15 protein-coding genes and 2 pseudogenes are annotated in these 19,168 nt (G+C 65.8%); 9 read left to right on the forward strand and 8 right to left on the reverse strand.

Annotated features, from left to right (window positions below):
• Positions 1–185: 185 nt before the first annotated feature.
• Genes CAP2UW1_RS14875 through CAP2UW1_RS14885 form a run of 3 tightly spaced genes read right to left on the reverse strand, consistent with a single transcriptional unit; the run spans position 186 to position 2,142 of the window.
• Positions 186–818 (reverse strand): RraA family protein, encoded by a 633-nt coding sequence (locus CAP2UW1_RS14875; protein WP_015767446.1) that lies wholly within the window; start codon positions 816–818, stop codon positions 186–188.
• A complete protein-coding gene (locus CAP2UW1_RS14880) occupies positions 815–1,480 on the reverse strand; it encodes an RraA family protein (protein ID WP_015767447.1) in 666 nt (221 codons plus the stop codon). Before CAP2UW1_RS14880 ends, CAP2UW1_RS14875 begins: the two co-directional genes overlap by 4 nt.
• Entirely contained in the window at positions 1,477–2,142 is a 666-nt protein-coding gene (locus CAP2UW1_RS14885) for an RraA family protein (RefSeq protein ID WP_015767448.1), read from the reverse strand. Before CAP2UW1_RS14885 ends, CAP2UW1_RS14880 begins: the two co-directional genes overlap by 4 nt.
• Before the next feature lie 107 nt (positions 2,143–2,249).
• Here CAP2UW1_RS14885 and CAP2UW1_RS14890 point away from each other — a divergent pair, with 107 nt between their 5' ends.
• The 4 genes and pseudogenes from CAP2UW1_RS14890 (at position 2,250) to CAP2UW1_RS14905 (ending at position 5,332) form a co-directional block, all read left to right on the forward strand.
• Complete coding sequence (locus CAP2UW1_RS14890) at positions 2,250–3,158, forward strand: LysR family transcriptional regulator (RefSeq protein WP_015767449.1); 909 nt, start codon at positions 2,250–2,252, stop codon at positions 3,156–3,158.
• Positions 3,159–3,707: 549 nt separating this feature from the next.
• Positions 3,708–4,085: a phosphoribosyl-AMP cyclohydrolase gene (hisI, locus tag CAP2UW1_RS14895; protein WP_015767450.1), complete on the forward strand. Its 378-nt coding sequence runs from the start codon at positions 3,708–3,710 to the stop codon at positions 4,083–4,085.
• Positions 4,086–4,096: 11 nt separating this feature from the next.
• A pseudogene (gene hisG, locus CAP2UW1_RS14900) lies at positions 4,097–4,813 on the forward strand (ATP phosphoribosyltransferase); the annotation flags it as partial.
• Positions 4,814–4,897: 84 nt separating this feature from the next.
• Positions 4,898–5,332, forward strand: coding sequence for a hypothetical protein (locus CAP2UW1_RS14905; protein WP_015765733.1), 435 nt, complete (start codon positions 4,898–4,900; stop codon positions 5,330–5,332).
• A gap of 5 nt (positions 5,333–5,337) precedes the next feature.
• Here CAP2UW1_RS14905 and CAP2UW1_RS14910 read toward each other — a convergent pair whose 3' ends face one another.
• The 3 genes and pseudogenes from CAP2UW1_RS14910 to CAP2UW1_RS24590 form a co-directional block, all read right to left on the reverse strand.
• Positions 5,338–6,366: an IS1595 family transposase gene (locus CAP2UW1_RS14910; RefSeq protein ID WP_015766238.1), complete on the reverse strand. Its 1,029-nt coding sequence runs from the start codon at positions 6,364–6,366 to the stop codon at positions 5,338–5,340.
• Between the two features lie 308 nt (positions 6,367–6,674).
• Positions 6,675–7,220 carry a Uma2 family endonuclease gene (locus CAP2UW1_RS14915; protein WP_015767452.1) on the reverse strand — a complete coding sequence of 182 codons (546 nt, stop codon included), beginning with the start codon at positions 7,218–7,220 and terminating at the stop codon, positions 6,675–6,677.
• A 165-nt stretch (positions 7,221–7,385) separates the two neighbouring features.
• A pseudogene (locus CAP2UW1_RS24590) lies at positions 7,386–7,457 on the reverse strand (SEC-C metal-binding domain-containing protein); the annotation flags it as partial.
• A gap of 2,776 nt (positions 7,458–10,233) precedes the next feature.
• Here CAP2UW1_RS24590 and CAP2UW1_RS14925 point away from each other — a divergent pair.
• The 5 genes from CAP2UW1_RS14925 (at position 10,234) to CAP2UW1_RS14950 (ending at position 17,264) form a co-directional block, all read left to right on the forward strand.
• Positions 10,234–12,009 carry a hypothetical protein gene (locus tag CAP2UW1_RS14925; RefSeq protein ID WP_041568577.1) on the forward strand — a complete coding sequence of 592 codons (1,776 nt, stop codon included), beginning with the start codon at positions 10,234–10,236 and terminating at the stop codon, positions 12,007–12,009.
• Positions 12,010–12,141: 132 nt separating this feature from the next.
• Entirely contained in the window at positions 12,142–12,717 is a 576-nt protein-coding gene (locus CAP2UW1_RS14930) for a TVP38/TMEM64 family protein (RefSeq protein WP_015767455.1), read from the forward strand.
• A gap of 328 nt (positions 12,718–13,045) precedes the next feature.
• On the forward strand, positions 13,046–13,285 hold the full coding sequence (locus CAP2UW1_RS14940; protein WP_015767456.1) for a zf-HC2 domain-containing protein: 240 nt from the start codon (positions 13,046–13,048) through the stop codon (positions 13,283–13,285).
• A complete protein-coding gene (locus CAP2UW1_RS14945; RefSeq protein ID WP_015767457.1) occupies positions 13,282–15,978 on the forward strand; it encodes a glycoside hydrolase family 31 protein in 2,697 nt (898 codons plus the stop codon). Before CAP2UW1_RS14940 ends, CAP2UW1_RS14945 begins: the two co-directional genes overlap by 4 nt.
• 125 nt (positions 15,979–16,103) lie before the next feature.
• On the forward strand, positions 16,104–17,264 hold the full coding sequence (locus CAP2UW1_RS14950; protein ID WP_015767458.1) for an NnrS family protein: 1,161 nt from the start codon (positions 16,104–16,106) through the stop codon (positions 17,262–17,264).
• Positions 17,265–17,302: 38 nt separating this feature from the next.
• Here CAP2UW1_RS14950 and CAP2UW1_RS14955 read toward each other — a convergent pair whose 3' ends face one another.
• Positions 17,303–18,478, reverse strand: a complete 1,176-nt coding sequence (locus CAP2UW1_RS14955) for an MFS transporter (protein ID WP_015767459.1) — start codon at positions 18,476–18,478, stop codon at positions 17,303–17,305.
• Positions 18,479–18,739: 261 nt separating this feature from the next.
• Positions 18,740–19,123 carry a VOC family protein gene (locus CAP2UW1_RS14960; RefSeq protein WP_015767460.1) on the reverse strand — a complete coding sequence of 128 codons (384 nt, stop codon included), beginning with the start codon at positions 19,121–19,123 and terminating at the stop codon, positions 18,740–18,742.
• Positions 19,124–19,168: the final 45 nt, after the last annotated feature.

Raw genomic sequence — 19,168 nt, forward strand, 5'->3', positions numbered from 1 at the left:
CGCCCGAACGACAAACCGACTTGCGCTTCAGGGAAACGGCGCCCCGCGCTTGTCGAAGCAAAGGCCGGGTCAAGTCCGCTTCAGCGAGCTCGGCAGACGCTTGCCGACTGGTAGCGAGAGATCGAGCAGCGAATGACCAAGCAGATGGAAAAGCTCGATGCCCATCGAGCGCTGCGGATAGGTGTTCATGCGCGGTCTCGCCACGGCGACAGCCCCAGCAGATCGAGGGTCGTGGCACCCGAGGCGAGCCTCCTCATCATCTCGGCTTCCTTGGCGGCACGTGCCTCGCCGGCCGCCAGCGTGCGCTCGACGTCGGCTCGCGGGAGGACGATGACTCCGTCGTCGTCGGCCACCACCAGGTCGCCAGCGGCGACCGTAACGCCCGTGAACGGGACCGGTTTGCCGACGGAGGGGGCGCTGGCCTTGACCGTCCCACGCACCGACACGCCTCGTGTGAACACGGGGAACCGACGTCGCACCAGCGCCGCGACATCCCGCACACCGCCGTCGATCACCAGACCCGCCAGACCCGCGGCCTCGGCCGCCACGGTAAGCACCTCACCCCAGTACCCGGCGACGAAGTTACCCGTACCGACCACGAGGACGCTGCCCCGCGGGGCGCGCTCCAGCGCAATATGAATCGCGAGGTTGTCGCCAGGCGAACATTGCACCGGGTAGGCAGGCGCTGCGATGACTGCACCCGGCCAAGCGGCGCGGATCATCGGATCGACCGAACAGGCCAAGCCCGAAGCTTCGTAGAGCGTAGACGTGCCGAGCGCCAGTGCGCGGAGCCCCACGTCCCGGTGATCCGCGCTCATATGCCCTTCCTCTGCAGCGTGTGATAGCCGAGCGTAGCGCGTGCTTCGCCCAGCGTCTTGCCGGCGACGATCTGTTCGCGGATCCTCGACTCGGTTGCTTCGATCCTGCGGGCCGCCTCGGCGACGTCGCGGGCACGCGCACGCGGCACGACGACCACGCCGTTGGCATCCGCGACCACGATGTCGCGGGCGCAGACCCGCGCCGTGCCCACAGACACCGGCTCATTGACCGCCGCGACCTCGACGCGGTCCTTGCCCGTGCGCATGAAGCGACCGCGCGTGAACAGCGGATAGCCGTCAGCCAGCGCCTTGGCCACGTCGCGGCAGACACCGTCGATCACCGTTGCACCAAACTTTCTGATGCCGGCGTACTGGGTCATGATGTCGCCCCAGACGGTGCAGTCGGTGCGACCATCGTTGTCGATGACGATGACGTCGCCCTCGACCACAGCGTCGATGAAGTCCCCCACCGTCCCGGCCGGTTGACCGCAGCTCACGTACTTGACGGTGAACGCAGGGCCGACCACCGTGCTACGGTAGTTGTCCAGCGGCGCGATGCCAAGGCACTGCCCAGGGATGCCGAGCTTGTCCATGGCGTCGGAAACGCCCGGCGTGTCCAGGCCCTCGAACAGAGCGACAAGCTCGTTGTCTTGCGCTTTCACTTCGCGGCTCCTGCCTTGATGGCTGCGAATTCCTTGTCGTGCATCACGTCCGCGACCGACCGGCCCGAGCATACCGCCCGCACCATGCCCTCCTGCCGATGCGCGATGCGCTCGGCCAGGTCGAGCACCTCGTCGATGCGATCAGAAGTCACGAACACCGTGCCGCAGCGGTCGGCGATCACGTAGTCGTCCTCGCGCACCTGCACACCCGCGACCTGGATCGGCGTACCCGAAGCCAGTTGCACAACGCGATTGCGCGCGCTGACCATCGTCACGCCGCGGCCGTAGACCGGATAGGCGATCGCGTCGTTGGCCTCGATGTCGCGGCTGAAACCATCGACCACCGTCCCGCGAACACGCTTGACCTTGGCGGCGTTGGCGAGGATGTCTCCCCAGCAGGAGACACCGTCGATGCCGCCGGAGATCACCAGAACGCGCTCGTCGGTTTCAATGGCCGCGATCACCGGCGAGATCAGGTGCACGGTCGGCGCATCGCCGACTTTGGCGCCGAGTTGGACGGTGCTGGCCCGTCCAACGATCTTCGGACAGTTCCAAAGCGGGCGCAGGCCGACGGTGGCGCCGGGAAGCGTCAGGAAGTCGAGGGCGTCCGACACCGTGCTCGTGTCGAGCCGTTCCAAACGGTCGAGGTGGGATGGTTTCATCGCAAGAGGTCTGTAAGGGTTCTGGTGCCGACACTATCGGATTCGCCGATCGTTCTGTAAATTCCGATTTCAGGAAGTGTTTGATACGCCGAAACTATGGAACCGTGATGATCAACTTTCGCCTGTTGCGCCATCTCTGGCTCTTTCTTGCCGTGGCCGAGGAACAGCACTTCGGTCGTGCTGCCAGGCGTCTGGGCATGTCCCAGCCACCGTTGACCGAACAGATCCAGATTCTTGAACAGGCGCTGAAGAGCAAGCTGTTCGTCCGCTCGCGGCGAGGCGCGCAACTCACTCCCGTCGGGCAGACCATTCTTCCGGCAGTGCGCAAGTTCGCACAGCAGATGGAGCAGCTGGAATTGGCAGTGCGCGAGGCCACGGCCGGCCAGACCGGTCTGTTGACCATCGGCGCGATCTCGTCGGCGATGCTGGAGGTCCTGCCACCGTTCCTGGACCGGCTGCGCGATCGCTATCCGCGGTTGACGATTTCCGTCCGGGAGATTGACAGCGTCGAGGCACTGTCGGCGCTGGAACTCGGAGACGTCGATCTGGCGTTCGCCCGAGTGCAGGGGGATCTTGGCAGCTCAATTGCCACGATGACCATGGCCCAGGACAAATTGACCGTGGCTCTGCCAACGGCCCACCGGCTGGCAACGCGGCGGCGCATCAAGCTGAATGACCTGACCGAAGAGCCGTTCGTGATGTTCGCTCGTCGCGTCAGCCCGGTCTACTTCGACAGCATCGTGGCGCTTTGCCAAGGCCAGGGATTCTCTCCGCGGATCCTCCACGAAGTTCGCAGCGTCGCGACCCAGGTCGCTTTCGTCAGCTGTGGACAGGGCATCGCTTTGGTTCCTGCCGGCTTGCGGCGCCTGGCGCCCGCCAATGTCGTCCTGCGGCCCTTGCACGAGTCCGTTGACGTCGTCACCACCGCGGCGGCATGGCACACGGCATCCACCAATCCTGCGCTGCAACTGGCGCTGGAGGTTCTACGGGGCACGCCGACCACACTGAAGGCGTAGCCTCCCAGCAGGGGTCGAACTGAGAGACTGCTCTGCGTCGCTTGAACCGATAAACCGCAACGTCGGCGACGCCACTTGCGTCGCCAACCGCAACCGCACCGAGTTCTACCGTTTGCTGCAGAAGCACGCGCTGACGCCGACGATGTTTCGAGGGGCGGCCAGCGACAGCGGTGCGCTCGAGCGGTGCAGGGCTTGCGGGGCCAAACCTGCGCGGCAGCGGACGTCCGTCGGGTATCACCATAAGCGTGTGACATTCCGGCAGGGACCGGCTCCGCGATGCAGCCCTTTGCTGCCGCAGCCTCCATTGCCCGACAGTCCCAACCTCTGCCACCTTGCGGTACCGCCCGGTTGATGTCTTCGGCTCATGGAGAAAGGCTGTTGACCGGGTGCAAGCACAGGTAGTCTGATGTGGAATCGCTTCTCTTCTCGGCGCAACGACCCGCAGAGACTAAAATGACGGGTCCGCGCCTACGAGGGTGCCGTCAGGCGCCAATGCCGCTCGAAGCTGTTGCATTGGTCAACATTCAACGCACAAGGAATGCATGCTTCATGATCAAGATTGATTTTGAAAAGATGGGCGGATTGATTCCCGCCGTGATCCAGGATGCCGAGAACGGCGAGGTGCTTATGGTCGCCTTCATGGACGAAAAAACGTTGAATCTGACCCTGGAGTCCGGCAAGACCTGGTTCTTCAGTCGCTCGCGCAACAAGTACTGGATGAAAGGCGAAGAGTCCGGCAACACGCAGGACGTTGTCGAGGTATTCACCGACTGCGATGCCGATACGGTGGTCATCAAGGTCAGGCAGAACGGCCCCGCGGCCTGTCATACCGGTAACCGCAGCTGCTTTTTCGTGAAATGGGAAAGCGGGGCCTGGGTGGAGCATTCCAATCCCCTGTTTGACCCGGCGCAGGTGTACAAGAAATGAAGCAAGCCGTGATGGACAATCTACTGAAGTTCGGCATCCCCAAGGGAAGCCTGGAGGAGGCCACCGTCGAGCTGTTCCGCAAGGCCGGCTGGCGGATCACCACCGCATCGCGCAGCTACTTTCCAAGCGTCGACGACGAAGAGATGAAATGCAGCCTCATCCGTCCCCAGGAGATGGGCAGGTATGTCGAACGCGGCACCATCGACGTCGGCATTGCCGGGAGGGACTGGGTCCGGGAGAGCGATTCGGATGTCGTGGAAATCTGCGAGATGGTCTATTCCAAGGTTTCCCGCGGCACGGTGCGCTGGGTCCTGGTGGTCAAGGATGATTCCAGGGTGCGCTCACCGGAGGATCTCCGCGGCGGCACCGTTTCGACGGAACTGGTGGGCTTCACCCAGCGTTACTTCGCCGAGCGCAATATTCCGGTCACCGTTGAATTCTCATGGGGGGCCACCGAGGCCAAGGTGGTCGAGGGGCTGTGCGACGCCATCGTCGAGGTCACCGAGACGGGCTCCACCATTCGTGCCAATGGGCTGCGCATCGTCTGCGACCTGATGGAGTCACTGCCCGTCATGATCGCCAACAAGCGGGCATGGGAAGACCCCTGGAAGCGGGTCAAGATCGAGCAGATCGCCACCCTGCTGCAATCGACGTTGCGCGCGGAAGGAATGGTGGGCTTGAAGATGAACGCTCCGGGAGACCGTGTTGCCGCCATCACCGGCATCCTCCGGCATTATGGAGCAGCCACCCCCAGCGGCTGACGCTCAGCCCGGCGAAAATTCTCTTGTTTTCAACGAACAGGAGCATTGTTCATGGCGGAGAGCCACGTGGTTACGGCCCTGATCAGCAAGCGCGCCGAACTGGCTGGGCTGATCGAGCATCATCAGAAGGAAATGGATCGTCTGGCGGATGATCTGGCCCACCTTGACGCCACCCTCAAGCTGTTTTCCCCGGAGATCGACCTGCGGACGATCCGGGTCAAGGCCCACCGGATGCGGAACCGTTTCTTCCGCCCGGGGGAATGCCAACGCCTGGTTCTGGACATCTTCCGCGAGGCTCAAGGCGCAGCGCTGAGCAGCCGCCAGATCGGCGAAGCGCTGACGGCACGCCGGGGTCTGGAAGCGACCACCGTCATGATCGAGCAGATGCGGAAGAACGCCATTGGCGTCGTGCATCGCCTGGAGCGTAGCGGCACCCTGATCCCTGCCGGCCGTGACGGGCACGGCGCCACCTGGGCGGTCGCCTGACGCTTTCACACCGCCAGGCTTTCCCCCAGTCGGTGGTTGCCCTGCCAGTACCCGCACCAATCCCGACTCACCAGGGCACGGGCGCACTTGCCGAGGATGTCCCGGAAGATGTCGCCGTTGCTCCAGCGCCGGGTGTCTTCCCGGTAGGCCATCTCGTTGGCGTAGTTGTCGAGGTACTTCGGAGCCGCCTTGTGGATCTGGCCGATGTGGAAACGGCGGAAGCGGGAGAAATACGATTCCGCCAGGTTGTTGGTCGTGCCGTCATCGGCGCGGTACTCCTTGCCGTGGTTCACCCGGCGAACCTCGTACTTGGCAGGGAGCCGGTCGTAGGCGTCCGATTCGTCGGCACAGATCACCGCACCTGGCGCGATGTAGGCTGGCGCCAGTTTGCCGAGGTCGGCCTGGTTCTCATTCTTGACGATGAAGGTCAGCGTCTTCTTGGCCCCGGCGTTGCCGGCCTCTACCTCCGCCTCGGTGTGCGCCTGACGCATCACCAGGATGCAGCGCTTGTCCGGGTCTTGATTCTCTGCCAGGCGCCGGTCTACCCGGTCTTCCTTCTTGTTCTCCGGCCGGACCTTCCCGCCGACATACGCGCCATCCACGTGTATCTCGCCCTGCAGAGCGGATTCCTCCCGGCCCACCAGCAGGCTCTCCCGGATCTTGTGCAACAGCACGTAGGCAGTCTTGTGGGACACGCCCAGGTCGCGACCCACCTGCAGCGCGGAAATGCCCTTCACGGCGTTGGTGAACAGGATCACGGCCGCCAGGTACAGGCGCAGCGGCAGCTTGTGGAAGGCGAAAATCGTTCCGGACGTGACCGAGAAATCCTCCTGGCAGCCCGCACAACGCCAAATCTTGCGGGCCGGGCGAAAGTAGTGCCGGTGCGCCATGCCGCAGTGCGGGCAGACCACTTCCTCCCCGTCGCCCCAGCGCGCCTCGCGGAACAGGGTAAACGCGTCGTCGTCACTCATCGCCAGGACCTGAACCACGGACAGGGTACGGGCTTTGGCTTTCAGGAGGAAATGTAAACTCATCGCACGGGCTCATGGGGTTGGGGCATGAGCCGCAGTGTAGGGCGCTATAGGCTCACAGAATGAGCTCGCCAGAAAGAACAGGGGCGGCGGCGTCGCCAAGCCCGGCGGACGAGTGGGGTGGCTGCTCCATAATGTCGCTCTTTCCCGGTCTTCCGAAGCACATAAGGGCCACACATAAGGGGCCAGGCCACACATAAGGGGCCAGGCTCCATTTAGGCGACGTCTTGGAATCAGGATCGCGACCGATGGCGCACCGACCGTACGGCTTGAGCGTCAGGCGAGACCATCACGAGCAACCGGCGTGGCGTTTACGCTTGGCCGCCCTTGCGCTTCCACAAGCGGCCGAAATCGAAGGCGTATTTCGACAGTTCTAAACTGTGGGTTTCGTCGTGGAAGTCGCCTACCTTGCCAAATTCCCCTTCTACGAGCCGCCACACTTTGGCTTTTTTCGCTTCCGGGTAGACCAGCACGTAATGAGACACGCCTTCCGTGCGGTAGAGATCGAATTTGACGACTTCATCCCGGCGGGTCGTCTTGGGCGAGAGGACTTCGAAAATCAGATCAGGGGCGCGGGTCAGCCGCTCACTTTCCGGTTGGTAGCAGATCACCAGCACATCGGGGCGGACGACGGTGTCCTGCGCAAATTCCACATCGATCTCAAACACCGCCTGGCAGCGCGGGCACTCGTCGAGCAACTCGTCGATTTGCCGAAATACGGCGGCGCTTACCTGCTGATGATCGAAGCTGGGTGACGGAACCCTGGGCACCGGTTGGCCGTGAATCAGCTCCCAGTCGCCTTCCCATTGCAGGTAATCCTGCACCTTGTAGGCTTCTGCTGCTGGCTCCTTGGACATGGCCTTGATACTTCCTTCGTATGCAAGCGGAGAGGAAAGCCGACGGAGCCCCGGAAGGGTATGAAGTCCGCTGCATCGCCGTCAACTTTGCGATTCGCATTCGGGCCATTCGGGCCATCGGGGCACCGGCTCAACCCGCGGATCCTCCTGACCGACCGTATCGAATCATGCTCCACAGCACTTCTTGTATTTCTTGCCACTACCGCAGGGGCAAGCGTCGTTGCGGCCGACTTTTTGCGGGGATACGGGCGACCCAGGCGACGCCGCCGGCGCCGCAGCGGCAGCCGCAATCGGTGCTGGCGACGAGTCGCCGGGCCGCAGTTGCCGCCGGAGATCGTTGTGCAGTCGGGTGAATTCGCCGCGTCTCTCGAGCGGCCGCGCGGCGCCGGTCTGCCAGCGGCTGCTGTTCTTCTGCGCTTCTTCCAGAACATCCAGGGCTTCGAGTTTTTTGCCGGCCCGGACCAGCGTCTCGGCCAGGTGGATGACGGCATCGAGCGCCAACGGATTCAGAGCGAGTGCCTTTTCCAGTGACGATACGGCGGCCCGCGGTCGGTTGATCTGTTGCCAGAGCTTGCCGAGTTCAAGCCACGAGCGCCAGTCCTGCGGGTTGCGCCGCAGTTTCTCCTGCAGGCTCGCACAGGCACTCGGGATCGACTGCCGGCTGCCATCCGCGGCGTGCACCCGATCGGCGATGATCAGGCTCCGTGGCTTGCTCCCACTCGCGCCGTCCGCCGCCGACAGACTGGCCACTGCCGTCAGCAGCGTGGCGCGCGCCGACGGTTCGAAGTCGAACTCGGGCAGTTCGCCACAGGCGAGACAGGCAGGTTCGTCGGCAAGCAGCATCTCGTTCCGCGCCAGATCACCGATGACGACGCCCTTGACCTCGTAGTCGTTGGCCGCGCCGCAGGCCGGGCAGCGCAAGGCCAGGCACAGGCTGCTGGGCGGCTGGGGACGCAAGGCGAAGTCGAGCAGGGCGGCTCGTTGCTTCGCGTCCTGGCGGTGACGCATGATCCGGGCGCGCAGCGGCTCCGCTTCCGGGTACGACGCGTCGAGCAGACGGCACAGACGATAGAAGGACGCATCGATCGTCGCGTGCTTGCACTCCAGCTCCGGCCGCAGGCGCTCGAGCAGACGCTGGTCGGGCGTGGCGAGGGCAAGCTGGCACCAGCGCGCGACGTCGTCCGCCAGCAGATCGCCGTAGTGCTCCACGGCAAACTCGACGACGGGCTCGCCACCGACGGCGGAGATCACCGACAAGCCGTAGATCCGCTGTGATTCGTCGAGCGATTCCCATTGCCGGATCAGCGCGTCACGCGCCGCCTCGCCGATGGCGACGAGTGCCCGTTGCGCCTCCTCGCAAAGGAAGTCGCCATCCTCGTCGCCGAGGCAAGCGATCAGTGCCGGAATCGATTCCGGCCAGGCCAGCTCGCCCATGGCCTGCGCCAGGGTAACCCCGCCCCGGGTTTCCCGGTTGGCCAGCAACTGTTGCGCCAGCGCGGGCGCCGCTTGCGTCCGCGGCAGGGCGGCCAGGCGGGCGACGAGTGGCGCGTAGTGGATGTTGCTGCTGACATCGAGTGCCAGCAGGCTGAGGACCTGCTCAAGCGCCATGCCATCGGTGTCGATCGTCGCGCGCTCGCCGGTGGCCGCCACTGCGGCGAGAACGAGCCCCGCCAGGGCGACCTGCCGTTCGGGCGCGGCGTAGGTCTTGCTCCGCGATATCGCCTTCCAGGCGCGATCCGACGCCGGCGAGCGCTGATGACAGGCAGCAAGCAAGTCCAGCGCCGGGCCTACGGGATCCTCGGCGAGCAGCACCGCGTCCATGCCGGCAATCGGCGCGTCATTCTCGAACAGGCAGGCGAGCTGGCGAAAGGTGGTCGTCGCGTGACCCTCGCGGCGTTCGAAGAAGAGATCCGCATAGCCGTCGTGACCGAAGAAGGCACGCGCGGCGCAACGGACCCCCGCTTCGACGCCATGCGCACGCCCCTCGTCCGCGAGAAGTGTGTCGAGCAGGCGCACGACGGCATCGTCCCGATCAAGCGTCAAGGCCATCCGGAAAGCGTCGGCGCCCAGCGCCAAACGCTGCCAGGGATCCCGGCCCCAGGCCAACGGAATCAGTCGGTCTGCCAGAGCCATGGCGGCGGCGGGCGGCAGTTGGTCGAGGCGCGCCAGAATGGCGCCGGCGCGCGTGAACTGCAGCTTTTCCAGATGCCGAAGGAAGATCTCGGCAGCCAGTTCGGGGGCGATTCCCGCCAACACCCGCGTCGCGGCCTCGGCGAGCCGGTCCGGCCAGCGTTCCCAGCGTGCCGCGATCAACGGGGCAAAGCTGGCGAAACGGCGAACCGGCAGAATGGCGAAAAGCATCTCGAGGATGTCGGCATCCGTTCCCTCGATCCAGTGCGCCAGCGTCTCGTCGGGAAACCATAGCGGCGCCAGCGCCTCCCGCACTGCGGACTGCCTGGGCAACAGGTCGAAATGGCGAACCGCCCATTCGATCATGATCGGGTCGTCAGCCAGCTTCGCATGCCGCGTTAACCACGGGTGGTCGTCATGCATCGTTTTCTCCAGGAGGAAGGGTCGGGAAGGTGAAAGAAAGCCAGGCGGTTGCGCCCAGACGGCTGGTTGGCGCCAGGCCGGCATCGACGAAACCGGGATGCCAAGTCGCCATTGTAACGGCGCCCGCACGGTCGCCGGAACCACCGACAGTTCGCCGACAGTTCGCCGACAGGGCGCTTTACGAGAAGCGGCCGCAACCGGTACTATCCGCGCACCGCGGCGGCTCCCGGTAGTTCCCTCCCGGTCGAGGCCTGACGCTCCGGTCATCGTCTCTCGACGCGCCGTGGTGCCGACGCCGCAGCAGGTCTTGCCGCTCCTCGGCGGCTGGCGCAAGGGTTCATACCGAGGCATCGGGCGGCGCGACCGCCAGGCAACCGCCCAACTCCGGCGCGCGGCGCTCAGGCCATCGCGCATTTGTGACTTCTCGAAGGCTCTGGCCTCAGTGGCCAGGGAACTGGATATGTCGATTACTTTGCGAGACTCGCTGGCATCCCTCACCGTGCCGGATTTGAAAGACCTGGTGAGCCACCTGCCGGGGAGCACAACGGCGACGCGCAAGGACGATCTGATCGAACGCATCGCCGTCGCCATGCTCGGTCCGGAACTGACGGCAATCTGGTCGCGGCTTGACGAGACGCAGCAGGCTGCCGTCGCCGAAGCGGCGCATCACCCGCTCGGTGAGTATTCCGACCGGCGGTTTCGCGCCAGATACCAGCGCGCACCGGCTTTTCGCGTCGCTGTGGCGAAGTCGTACGGCTATTCCGCTGGCAAGAGCACGGCCTTGTGCCTGTTCATTCAGTACTCGCGGGATGAGGGTTGCTATGTCGTCCCGACCGACCTGCGCGCCCGCCTGCAGGCTTTCGTGCCGCCGCCAGCGCCGCCCGGCATCGACAGCTCCGATACCCTGGCCGAAGACGAACGCTTGACCGTGCGCCTGACCGAGCGCGAAGCCCTGCAGGAAGTGGTGATCATGTTGCGCACCATCGAGCAGACGCGCGTCCAGGTCAGCGACAAGACGGCGCTGCCGGGCACCGCCACCCTGCGCCTGCTCGGCGACAAGCTGCCCAGTGGCGACCACTACGCCGGGGAAGTGAAGCAGAACTCGTGGGACCAGGAAGTCGGCCCGATCAAGGCATTTGCCTGGCCGATGCTGTTGCAGGCCGGCGGTCTGGCGGTTGGCGTGGCGGGCCGTCTGCAACTCAGCCCGAGCGGTGTCAAGGCCCTTGGCCTGCCGCCGGCACAGGTGCTGCGCGGGCTTTGGCAGAAGTGGCTGAAGAGCACGCTGTTCGACGAGTTCAGCCGCGTCGACGCGATCAAGGGACAGAACTCCAAGGGGCGGGTGATGACCGCCGTCGCACCGCGGCGGGCAGCCATCGAAGACACCTTGCGCGTGTGCCCGATCGGCCGCTGGGTCGCCTTTGACGATTTCTCGCGGCACATGCGGGCGTCCGATCGGATCTTTGCGGTAACCCACGATGCCTGGAAGCTCTATCTCTGCGAGCGCCAATACGGCAGCCTCGGCTATGATGGATCGGGCGGCTGGAACATCCTGCAGGATCGCTACATTCTCACCTTCCTGTTCGAGTACGCGGCAACGCTTGGCCTGGTGGATGTCGCCTACTTTCATCCGAAACAGGCGCGCGCCGACTTTGGCGGCATGTGGGGCGCCGACGACCTGGCCTTCCTGAGCCGCTACGACGGCCTCAGTGCCTTCCGGGTGACACCGCTCGGCGCGTACCTGCTGGGTCGCGAGGCTGCCTATCAGCCGGCCGCCGTTGCCAGCAGCGTCGCCTTGTCGTTCGCACCCGGGCTGCACGTGGACGTCGTGCGCGGTGTTCTGGCGGCCGAGGAAACGCTGCTGCTCGACAACTGGGCGGTCCCGGTGCAGGCTGGAACCTGGCGACTCGATCGCGAGAAGTCGCTGTCCGCGATCGAGAAAGGCCACGACATCGGCGAACTGAAGGGCTTTCTCGAAAGCACCGGCGGCCTGCCGCTGCCGGCGCCGGTAGAATCGTTCATCGGGCTTTGCGAGCACAATGGCAAGGCGCTGAAGACGCTCGGCAGCGCCCTGCTGATCGAGTGCCGCGACGCGGACACCGCCGAGCAGATTGCCGGCCGCCGGGAGACGGGCTCGCTGTGTCTGCGCGCCGGGCCCAAGACGCTGGTCGTGCGTACCAACCAGCTCGACAAGTTCCGCGAGAAGGTTCGCTCGCTCGGCTTCGGCATGGTCTCCTGAAGCCATCGCGCACCACCGGCAAAGGCCATGGAGACGACCGGGTGACCACCCCCCGTCCGCGCCTGCGCGCGACGGCCGGCGAGGTGACCTGTCGACACACCGGATAAGGAAAGGCCGGCAGCGCGGGGCCGCATGCTGAACCGATCGACCCTACCCTACCTGCGACTACTCGCGGTGGCGCTGTTTCTCGGCGTATTGTTCGCGACCTTCGAGCTGTCCGGTTGGCGCGACCACTTCAGTCGGCAGTTCCTGCACGACCAGTTCATCGAGCACCGGCTGAACGGAGTCTTGATTTTTGTCGTGCTGTTTTCGCTGGGCAACCTGGTCCAGATCCCGGGGTGGATCTTTCTCGCTGCCGCTGTGCTGGCCCTGGGGCGGAGCTGGGGCGGCGTCGTCACCTACCTCGCCGCCAACATCTCCTGTGCAGTGACCTTCCTCAGCATACGGCTGGTCGGTGGCGATGCCCTGCGACAGTTGAAGAACCGGCCCGCGCGCCGCTTGCTGGAGCAACTGGATGGCCACCCGATCCGCAGCGTTCTCTGCCTGCGCATCCTGTTTCAGACGGCACCGGCGCTCAACTACGCCCTCGCCATGTCCGGGGTCGGCTTCCGCCAGTACATGCTCGGCACGCTGCTCGGCATGCCTCTGCCGATCGCCGTCTATTGCCTGTTCTTCGACTTCCTGGCCAGGCTGCTCCATCTCGGCTAGGAATCGGCGTGACCAGGCCCGTGCCGCGAATTTTCGGCAACAAGACTGTAAGGATCGGCGCCGCGAGCCGACAAAGAATCGGCAGCCCGGTTGTCGTCCGGTCACTGCGACTGGGCGAACTGCGCTCGCCCCGCCGGCCGCCCAGCTTCTTGATCGCCCGGCGCACACTTTCGCGCGAGGAGAGGAACCGTGAGCAAGTGGATGTTGGCCCGACGGACCCGCTGACGATGCTGGCCGACTGCCGTTTGAGACGAATCCGCCGCGCGGCCGCGAAGCGTTCGCCGCGCCTTGGCGGCCAGCGGGTTGGCGTCGGCGCCGGGAGCGATCGATGATGCGCAGTTGCCGGAAAGTGACCCGTCTGTGCTCGGACGCCCTCGAACGGGAGCTGACGCTGAACGAGCGCGTGACGATGAGGACGCACCTGATGATGTGCGTCGCCTGTCGGAACTTCCGCAGCCACCTCGCCTTCCTGCGCCAGGCCATGCGCAGGTACGCCGAAGGCAAGAGTGATGCCGTGCCGGACAACCCGGACAACCCGGAGGACCCGGAGGACCGTGAGAAGCGATGAGAGCATCCGATCACCGACGCGTCGAGGCCAGCCCGCCGGCTGATCCGGCGGCCATGGTGGACGCGCGGTACGCCCGCTTCACCGTCTTGACCTCGCGACTCCTGCGTCTCGAGTTCGCTGCCGACGAGCGCTTCGAAGATCGGCCCAGCCGCAGCTTCTGGCATCGCCGCCAGCCTGTGCTCGGTTTCGACGTGTCACGCAACGGCGACGTCGTCGAGATCCGGACCGAGCACCTGCGCCTGCATTACGATTCCCGACTCGGCTTCACACGCGACGGGCTGCAGGTGACGCTGCTCGAGTCTGGCCTCGTCTGGCACTACGGCGACCACGATAACGGCAACCTGGGCGGCACGGCGCGCACGCTCGACAAGAGCGACGGCCCAATCCCGCTCGACCCGGGTCTGCTGTCGACGGCCGGCTGGACGGTGGTCGACGACTCGCAGGCGCCCGTGCTGGAAGGCGGCTGGATCGCGGCGCGCGGCAACCGGACGGACAGCCTCGATCTTCACTTCTTCGGCTATGGTCGCGACTTCTCGGCCTGCCTGCGCGACTTCCGGCAGGTGAGCGGCGCCGTGCCGCTGATTCCACGCTGGGCGCTCGGCAATTGGTGGAGCCGCTACTGGCCCTATCGCCAGGACGAGCTGCTGGACCTGTTACGCACTTTCCGCGCGCACGATCTGCCCTTGTCGGTCTGCATCATCGACATGGACTGGCACATCACCCGCACCGGCAATGCCTCGCGCGGCTGGACCGGCTACACCTGGAACCGGGAGCTGTTTCCCGACCACCGCGCCCTGCTCGCCGAGTTGCACGCGCTGGGGCTGAAGACGGCGCTCAACCTGCATCCGGCCGACGGTGTCTGGCCGCACGAGGACGCCTACCCGGCGATGGTCCGCCGCCTCGGCGGCGACCCGGCGACGGGCGAGCCGGTCGCTTTCGACATCACCGATCCCGCCTTCGTGCTGGCCTACTTCGAAGTCCTGCACCATCCCCTGGAGGCGGAGGGTGTCGATTTCTGGTGGATGGACTGGCAGCAGGGCAGGCGCACGCCCCTGTCCGGGCTCGATCCGCTGTGGTGGCTCAATCATCTGCACTTCCTGGATCTGGGCCGCCAGCCGGCGAAACGTTCATTCGCGTTCTCGCGCTGGGGCGGACTCGGCAGTCATCGCTACCCGATCGGCTTCTCGGGCGATACCGTGGTCTCCTGGCGCTCGCTGGCCTTCCAGGTTCATTTTACGGCGACGGCGGCCAACGTCGCCTTTGGCTGGTGGAGCCACGACATCGGTGGCCACATGGACGGCATCGAAGATCCCGAGCTGTACGCGCGCTGGCTGCAGTTCGGCGTCTTCAGCCCGATCCTGCGCCTGCACAGCACACAGAATCCCTTCCACGAGCGCCGGCCCTGGGGCTGGGATGCGCAGACCTTCGCGGTTGCCCGCGCGGCCATGCAGTTGCGGCACGCCTTCATCCCCTATCTCTACAGCATGGCCTGGCGGGAACATCAGGGCGGCGGCACCCTGCTCCGGCCAATGTACCACCTGCACCCGGAGGCGCCTGCCGCCTACGCGTGCCCCGGCCAATACGCCTTCGGCAGCGAGCTGATCGTGGCGCCGTTTACGTCCCCGCGTGACCCGGACACGCGCCTCAGCCGACAGGTCGTCTGGTTGCCGGACGGCGACTGGTACGACTTCTTCAGCGGCCAACACTACGCCGGCGCGACGTGGCACAGCCTGCCGGGTGGGCTCGATGAAATCCCCGTCTTTGCGCGTGCGGGCGCCATCGTGGCACTCGCCGACAGCAGCGGTGAAGAGCTCGCGGCGAGCACTGTCGGCAACCCGCGCGCGCTTTGCGTGCATGTCTTTCCCGGGGCCGACAACTGTTTCGAGCTGTATGAAGATGACGGGGAAAGCAGCCACTACCGGCACGGGGCGCAGGCGGTGATGCCGCTGCGCCAGGAGTGGTCGGGCAGCGCGCTGCGACTGCGTATCGGCCCGGTACGCGGCGACCCCGGCGTCCTGCCCGGGGCGCGCGGCTACACGCTGGTCTTCCATGCGATCGACGCGCCAGGGCAGACGACCGCCACCTGCGATGGCGTGCGCCTGCCCGTCGATACGCATTACGATGACACGAACGGGACACTCACCGTCCGCCTGCCGCCGGCGGCGCCCGGCAGCATCGTCGAGGTGACGCTGGAAGGCAGTTCGGGAAGCCTACAGCGCCACGACGACGCCACCCGACCACTGCTCGCCAAGCTCCTCAAGGCGTTCCGTTGCGGCAGCGAAGCGAAGCGTGGACTGAGCCTGCGTTTGGACGAGATCCTCGCCGACTTCGAAGCGCTCGGCGCCTACCGTACGGCTCTCACCGATACGCAGTTGCGCGCTTTCCTGGAAGTTCTGGTAGGCGCCGGGGTGCACGTCTGCGAGAACAGCGGCGAGGCCTTTGCCGTCGTCTGGAACAACCGCGAGGATCAGCGGGCCAGCGTACGCTGGGCGATCGAGAACCGCCGGACCTGGGATCCGCAACGACGTTTTCGACAGGAGCACGGCCCGGCTCCGCGCTTTGCGCGCTATCCCCTGGCGGTCGCCGCCGGCGATGGGCCGGTCAGCCTCACGCTGGCCTACGGCTCCCTGCTGACGCTGAGCACGCGGCGCGGCGGCGGCCCGCCAGAGTCCGCGCCGGTGTCCATCGCCTGACCAGCACCGGCGCTGGTCCGCCTGGGCACGCGCGACCGGCGCATGGCCCGCCGCCGGCACCCGCCGCCGACATCCGGCTATACTTCGCCTCCCCGCGCGCGCGCGATCATCGTAAAGCCTCAAGCATGCCGTTCTCCCAACATCCCCTCTGGCTGGTCGGCTTCAGGCCGTTCTTTGCCCTCGCCTGCCTGTCTGGTGTCGCCTTGCCGGCGCTATGGGCGCTGTTCTTTTCCGGCACGCTGGCGCCGCCCTCCTGGCCCGTCTCGCCCATCCAGTGGCACGCGCATGAGATGTTCTTCGGCTTTGGCTGGGCGGTAATGGGCGGCTTCCTGCTGACTTCGACCAAGAACTGGGTGAAGACTCGCGGCTACCACGGCACGGCGCTGATGCTGCTGGTCGCCGCCTGGCTGCTCGAACGCGCCGGCATTTGGTGGGCCGGCGAGCTGCCGCCGGTCTTGTTCAGGCTGTCGAGCAACCTGTTCCTGGCGGCTATCGTCGGCATGCTGCTGTGGACGCTGATCCGCCACCATCAAAGCGACTCCTTCCGCGACAACTATTTCTTCCTGATCATCCTGCCGCTGTTCCTGGTCGCCAAGAACCTGCTGCTCAGCGCCGATCATTTCCAGATCGGCGCGAGCGTCACCCTGGGGCTCTTCCGCGTCGCCTTTCTGGTCATGCTCGAGCGCACGCTCAGCCAGTTCATGATGAATGCGCTGCAGGTGAACATCCTGCGCCATGCGGGCCTGGACCGGACGATCAAGCTGCTTGCCCTGGTGCTGGTCTTCGCCAGCCTGCTGCCGGCAGCGCTTGCATCGTCGCTCGCGCTGCTGCTGGCCTTGCTGCTGAGCGCCCGCTTCTGCTTCTGGAAGCCGTTGCTGGCCTTCCGCCGGCTCGACATCGGGATCATGTATCTCGGCTACCTGGCGATCGTCGTTCAGTTGCTGCTCGAGTCCGTCGACCGGGTCGCGCAGCCGGAATGGCTGGGCTCGCTGCCGATGCACGTTTTCACCTTCGGCGTCATGGGACTGATCATTCCGGCGATGCTGATCCGCATCGCGAACGGCCACACCGGCAGAAAAGTCGTCTTCGACCGCCTCGACAAGAGCGTGCTGTGGATCATGATCGCCGGCTTCGTGATCCGCATCATCGCCCCGCAGTTCTTGCCGGGCGGCTACGTGTTCTGGATCGGCCTCGCCGCAGCATGCTGGTGCGCGTGCTTTGCCATCCTCGGATGGCGCTACATCCCGTTCCTCTGGCGACCGCGGGTGGACGGCAAGGAGCATTGAGCGGCGGCAGCGGCGCGCGCCAGCAGGCTGATCCTCTTCTACACGGATCGGAGGCGGAGGAGGACCAGCGCCGCCGCTGCCCACGTCACCGCCGGCAGCCATTCCACCAGGGAGCCGCCTGCCGCGCCACCGGACGCCATGAGACTCAGCCGCGACATTGCCGCGACCGCCAGAGTGGCCATCAGCGCACCGGTGTTGCGGCCCGTCTGCAGCGGATAGCCGCGCTCGGCGGCGACGCCGATCGACGCACAGAGAATGCAGCCCCAAAACGTTCCGGCGGCAAACTGACTGGCGACCAGCAGCGGCAGCGAACCGGCAAGCGCCGTCCCGGCGAGCGCCAGTGCGCCGGCGACGCAGGCGAGCTGCAGCACCGGCAGCGGCCCGCGCAGGCGCACCAGCCGGTCGACCACGAGCAGGCCGAAGCTGAAACCAATCCAGAAGACCGGCATCAACCAGGACAGCAGCGCCGGATCAGCCAGACGCTTGAATTGCGACGCGGCGTTGATGGCGGTATGGACCTGCTGTCCGAAGGCGAGGAGAAGCGCGATGCCGAGCAGGAAAGCCCACGCTCCGCGCGCGGCCTTGTTTGGCCCCGGCGGTTCGGCCGCGACCGCCGACGGCTCAGCTGCCGGCTGGCCGCGCTCGACGACGACCAGCGCCAGCGCCGACACGCCGACCGCGGCGGCGCTGAAGAAGAACGGCAGCGATGGATCGACGCCTTTCAGGATGATCGCCAGGTAGGGAGCCAACGCCGACGCCACGGCGAGACCGAGCAGTTGTATGCCGGCCAGGCGTGGCATGGCGGAGCGGCCCGCATAGCGGGAGAGCAGTACGTAGGGTGGCGCGCGCAAGGCCGACGAGGTTGCCACCCACAGACTGGTGACCGCGAGAAAGAGCATCGGCATCACCGCCAGCCAGGGCAGAAGCAGCATCGCTACGGCCGAGACCGCCGCCAGAAGCACGAGCACCGGCCCGATCCGGCGCAGTGCCGAGCGGGCCCGGTCGACCGCCACCCCCATCGACCAGTCGGCCAGCGCAAACACCAGTTGGTCGGCAGCGAGGATCCACGGCAGATAGCGCTTGTCCACACCGCCACGCGCCAGCAACTCGGGAAGGAAGATGACATAGACCACCCAGCTCAGCGAGAAGAAGAGCTCCACCACCGCCAATAGCCAGGCCGCCCGCGTATTCCGCAAGGAGTCTGAAGTATCCATCCTCCGAATCGTGGCACGGAAAGCGGCGCGAAAGCAAACCCCATGATCGGCAGCAAGGCTCATCACTCAGGATGCTGGTCCTCCTCGCCGGCTCTCCGGCAAGCCAACCGGTGGGCCGCCGCCGAGGCTCGCCAGGCCTTGCGGACGGCAGGCGACAGCGGCTCGCGCGCGGCCGACACTTTGATCCGACTCGCCTGAGGAGCGGTCGGCTCGCTACTGGCGCCGGTCGGCACCGCCGCGAGCGGCACGCCCAAACGGCAACTATTGCATCGAGTGCAAGCCGATGGTGTTGCCTTCGGTATCTTCGACCAGCGCGATGTGGCCGTACTGCCCGATGGCCATCTTCGGCTGGATGATCCGGCCGCCCGCCTGGGCCGCTCGCGAGGCTTCCTCGGCGACATCGTCGCAGGAAAAGTAGACCATCGTGCCGCCCTTCCCGGACCCGCCCATCGGGTGCCGGACGAGAGCCCCGGCCGCGCCGGCTGCACCCTCGATCCAGGAAAAGGCGTACATCTCGCCACCTTCACCGATCTCGGGCAGCGAGATCATTTCGCGACCGAAAACGGCGGTGTAGAAGGCTCTGGCACGCGCCATATCGGCAACGTAGATTTCAAACCATCCGACGGGGTTACCTGGTTTGTCCATGTTCCTGCTCCTCGGTTGATCACTGAAAAAGCACGACGATTCCGG

It is taken from the genome of Candidatus Accumulibacter phosphatis (assembly GCF_000024165.1).
Classification (GTDB): domain Bacteria; phylum Pseudomonadota; class Gammaproteobacteria; order Burkholderiales; family Rhodocyclaceae; genus Accumulibacter; species Accumulibacter phosphatis.

Bases quoted from the DNA above. Each gene is read 5' to 3' on its own strand.
- CAP2UW1_RS14875 (WP_015767446.1), bottom strand. From the start codon at position 818: ATGAGCGCGGATCACCGGGACGTGGGGCTCCGCGCACTGGCGCTCGGC.
- CAP2UW1_RS14885 (WP_015767448.1), bottom strand. From the start codon at position 2,142: ATGAAACCATCCCACCTCGACCGTTTGGAACGGCTCGACACGAGCACG.
- CAP2UW1_RS14890 (WP_015767449.1), top strand. From the start codon at position 2,250: ATGATCAACTTTCGCCTGTTGCGCCATCTCTGGCTCTTTCTTGCCGTG.
- hisI (WP_015767450.1), top strand. From the start codon at position 3,708: ATGATCAAGATTGATTTTGAAAAGATGGGCGGATTGATTCCCGCCGTG.
- CAP2UW1_RS14905 (WP_015765733.1), top strand. From the start codon at position 4,898: ATGGCGGAGAGCCACGTGGTTACGGCCCTGATCAGCAAGCGCGCCGAA.
- CAP2UW1_RS14910 (WP_015766238.1), bottom strand. From the start codon at position 6,366: ATGAGTTTACATTTCCTCCTGAAAGCCAAAGCCCGTACCCTGTCCGTG.
- CAP2UW1_RS14915 (WP_015767452.1), bottom strand. From the start codon at position 7,220: ATGTCCAAGGAGCCAGCAGCAGAAGCCTACAAGGTGCAGGATTACCTG.
- CAP2UW1_RS14925 (WP_041568577.1), top strand. From the start codon at position 10,234: ATGTCGATTACTTTGCGAGACTCGCTGGCATCCCTCACCGTGCCGGAT.
- CAP2UW1_RS14930 (WP_015767455.1), top strand. From the start codon at position 12,142: ATGCTGAACCGATCGACCCTACCCTACCTGCGACTACTCGCGGTGGCG.
- CAP2UW1_RS14940 (WP_015767456.1), top strand. From the start codon at position 13,046: ATGATGCGCAGTTGCCGGAAAGTGACCCGTCTGTGCTCGGACGCCCTC.
- CAP2UW1_RS14945 (WP_015767457.1), top strand. From the start codon at position 13,282: ATGAGAGCATCCGATCACCGACGCGTCGAGGCCAGCCCGCCGGCTGAT.
- CAP2UW1_RS14950 (WP_015767458.1), top strand. From the start codon at position 16,104: ATGCCGTTCTCCCAACATCCCCTCTGGCTGGTCGGCTTCAGGCCGTTC.
- CAP2UW1_RS14955 (WP_015767459.1), bottom strand. From the start codon at position 18,478: ATGGATACTTCAGACTCCTTGCGGAATACGCGGGCGGCCTGGCTATTG.
- CAP2UW1_RS14960 (WP_015767460.1), bottom strand. From the start codon at position 19,123: ATGGACAAACCAGGTAACCCCGTCGGATGGTTTGAAATCTACGTTGCC.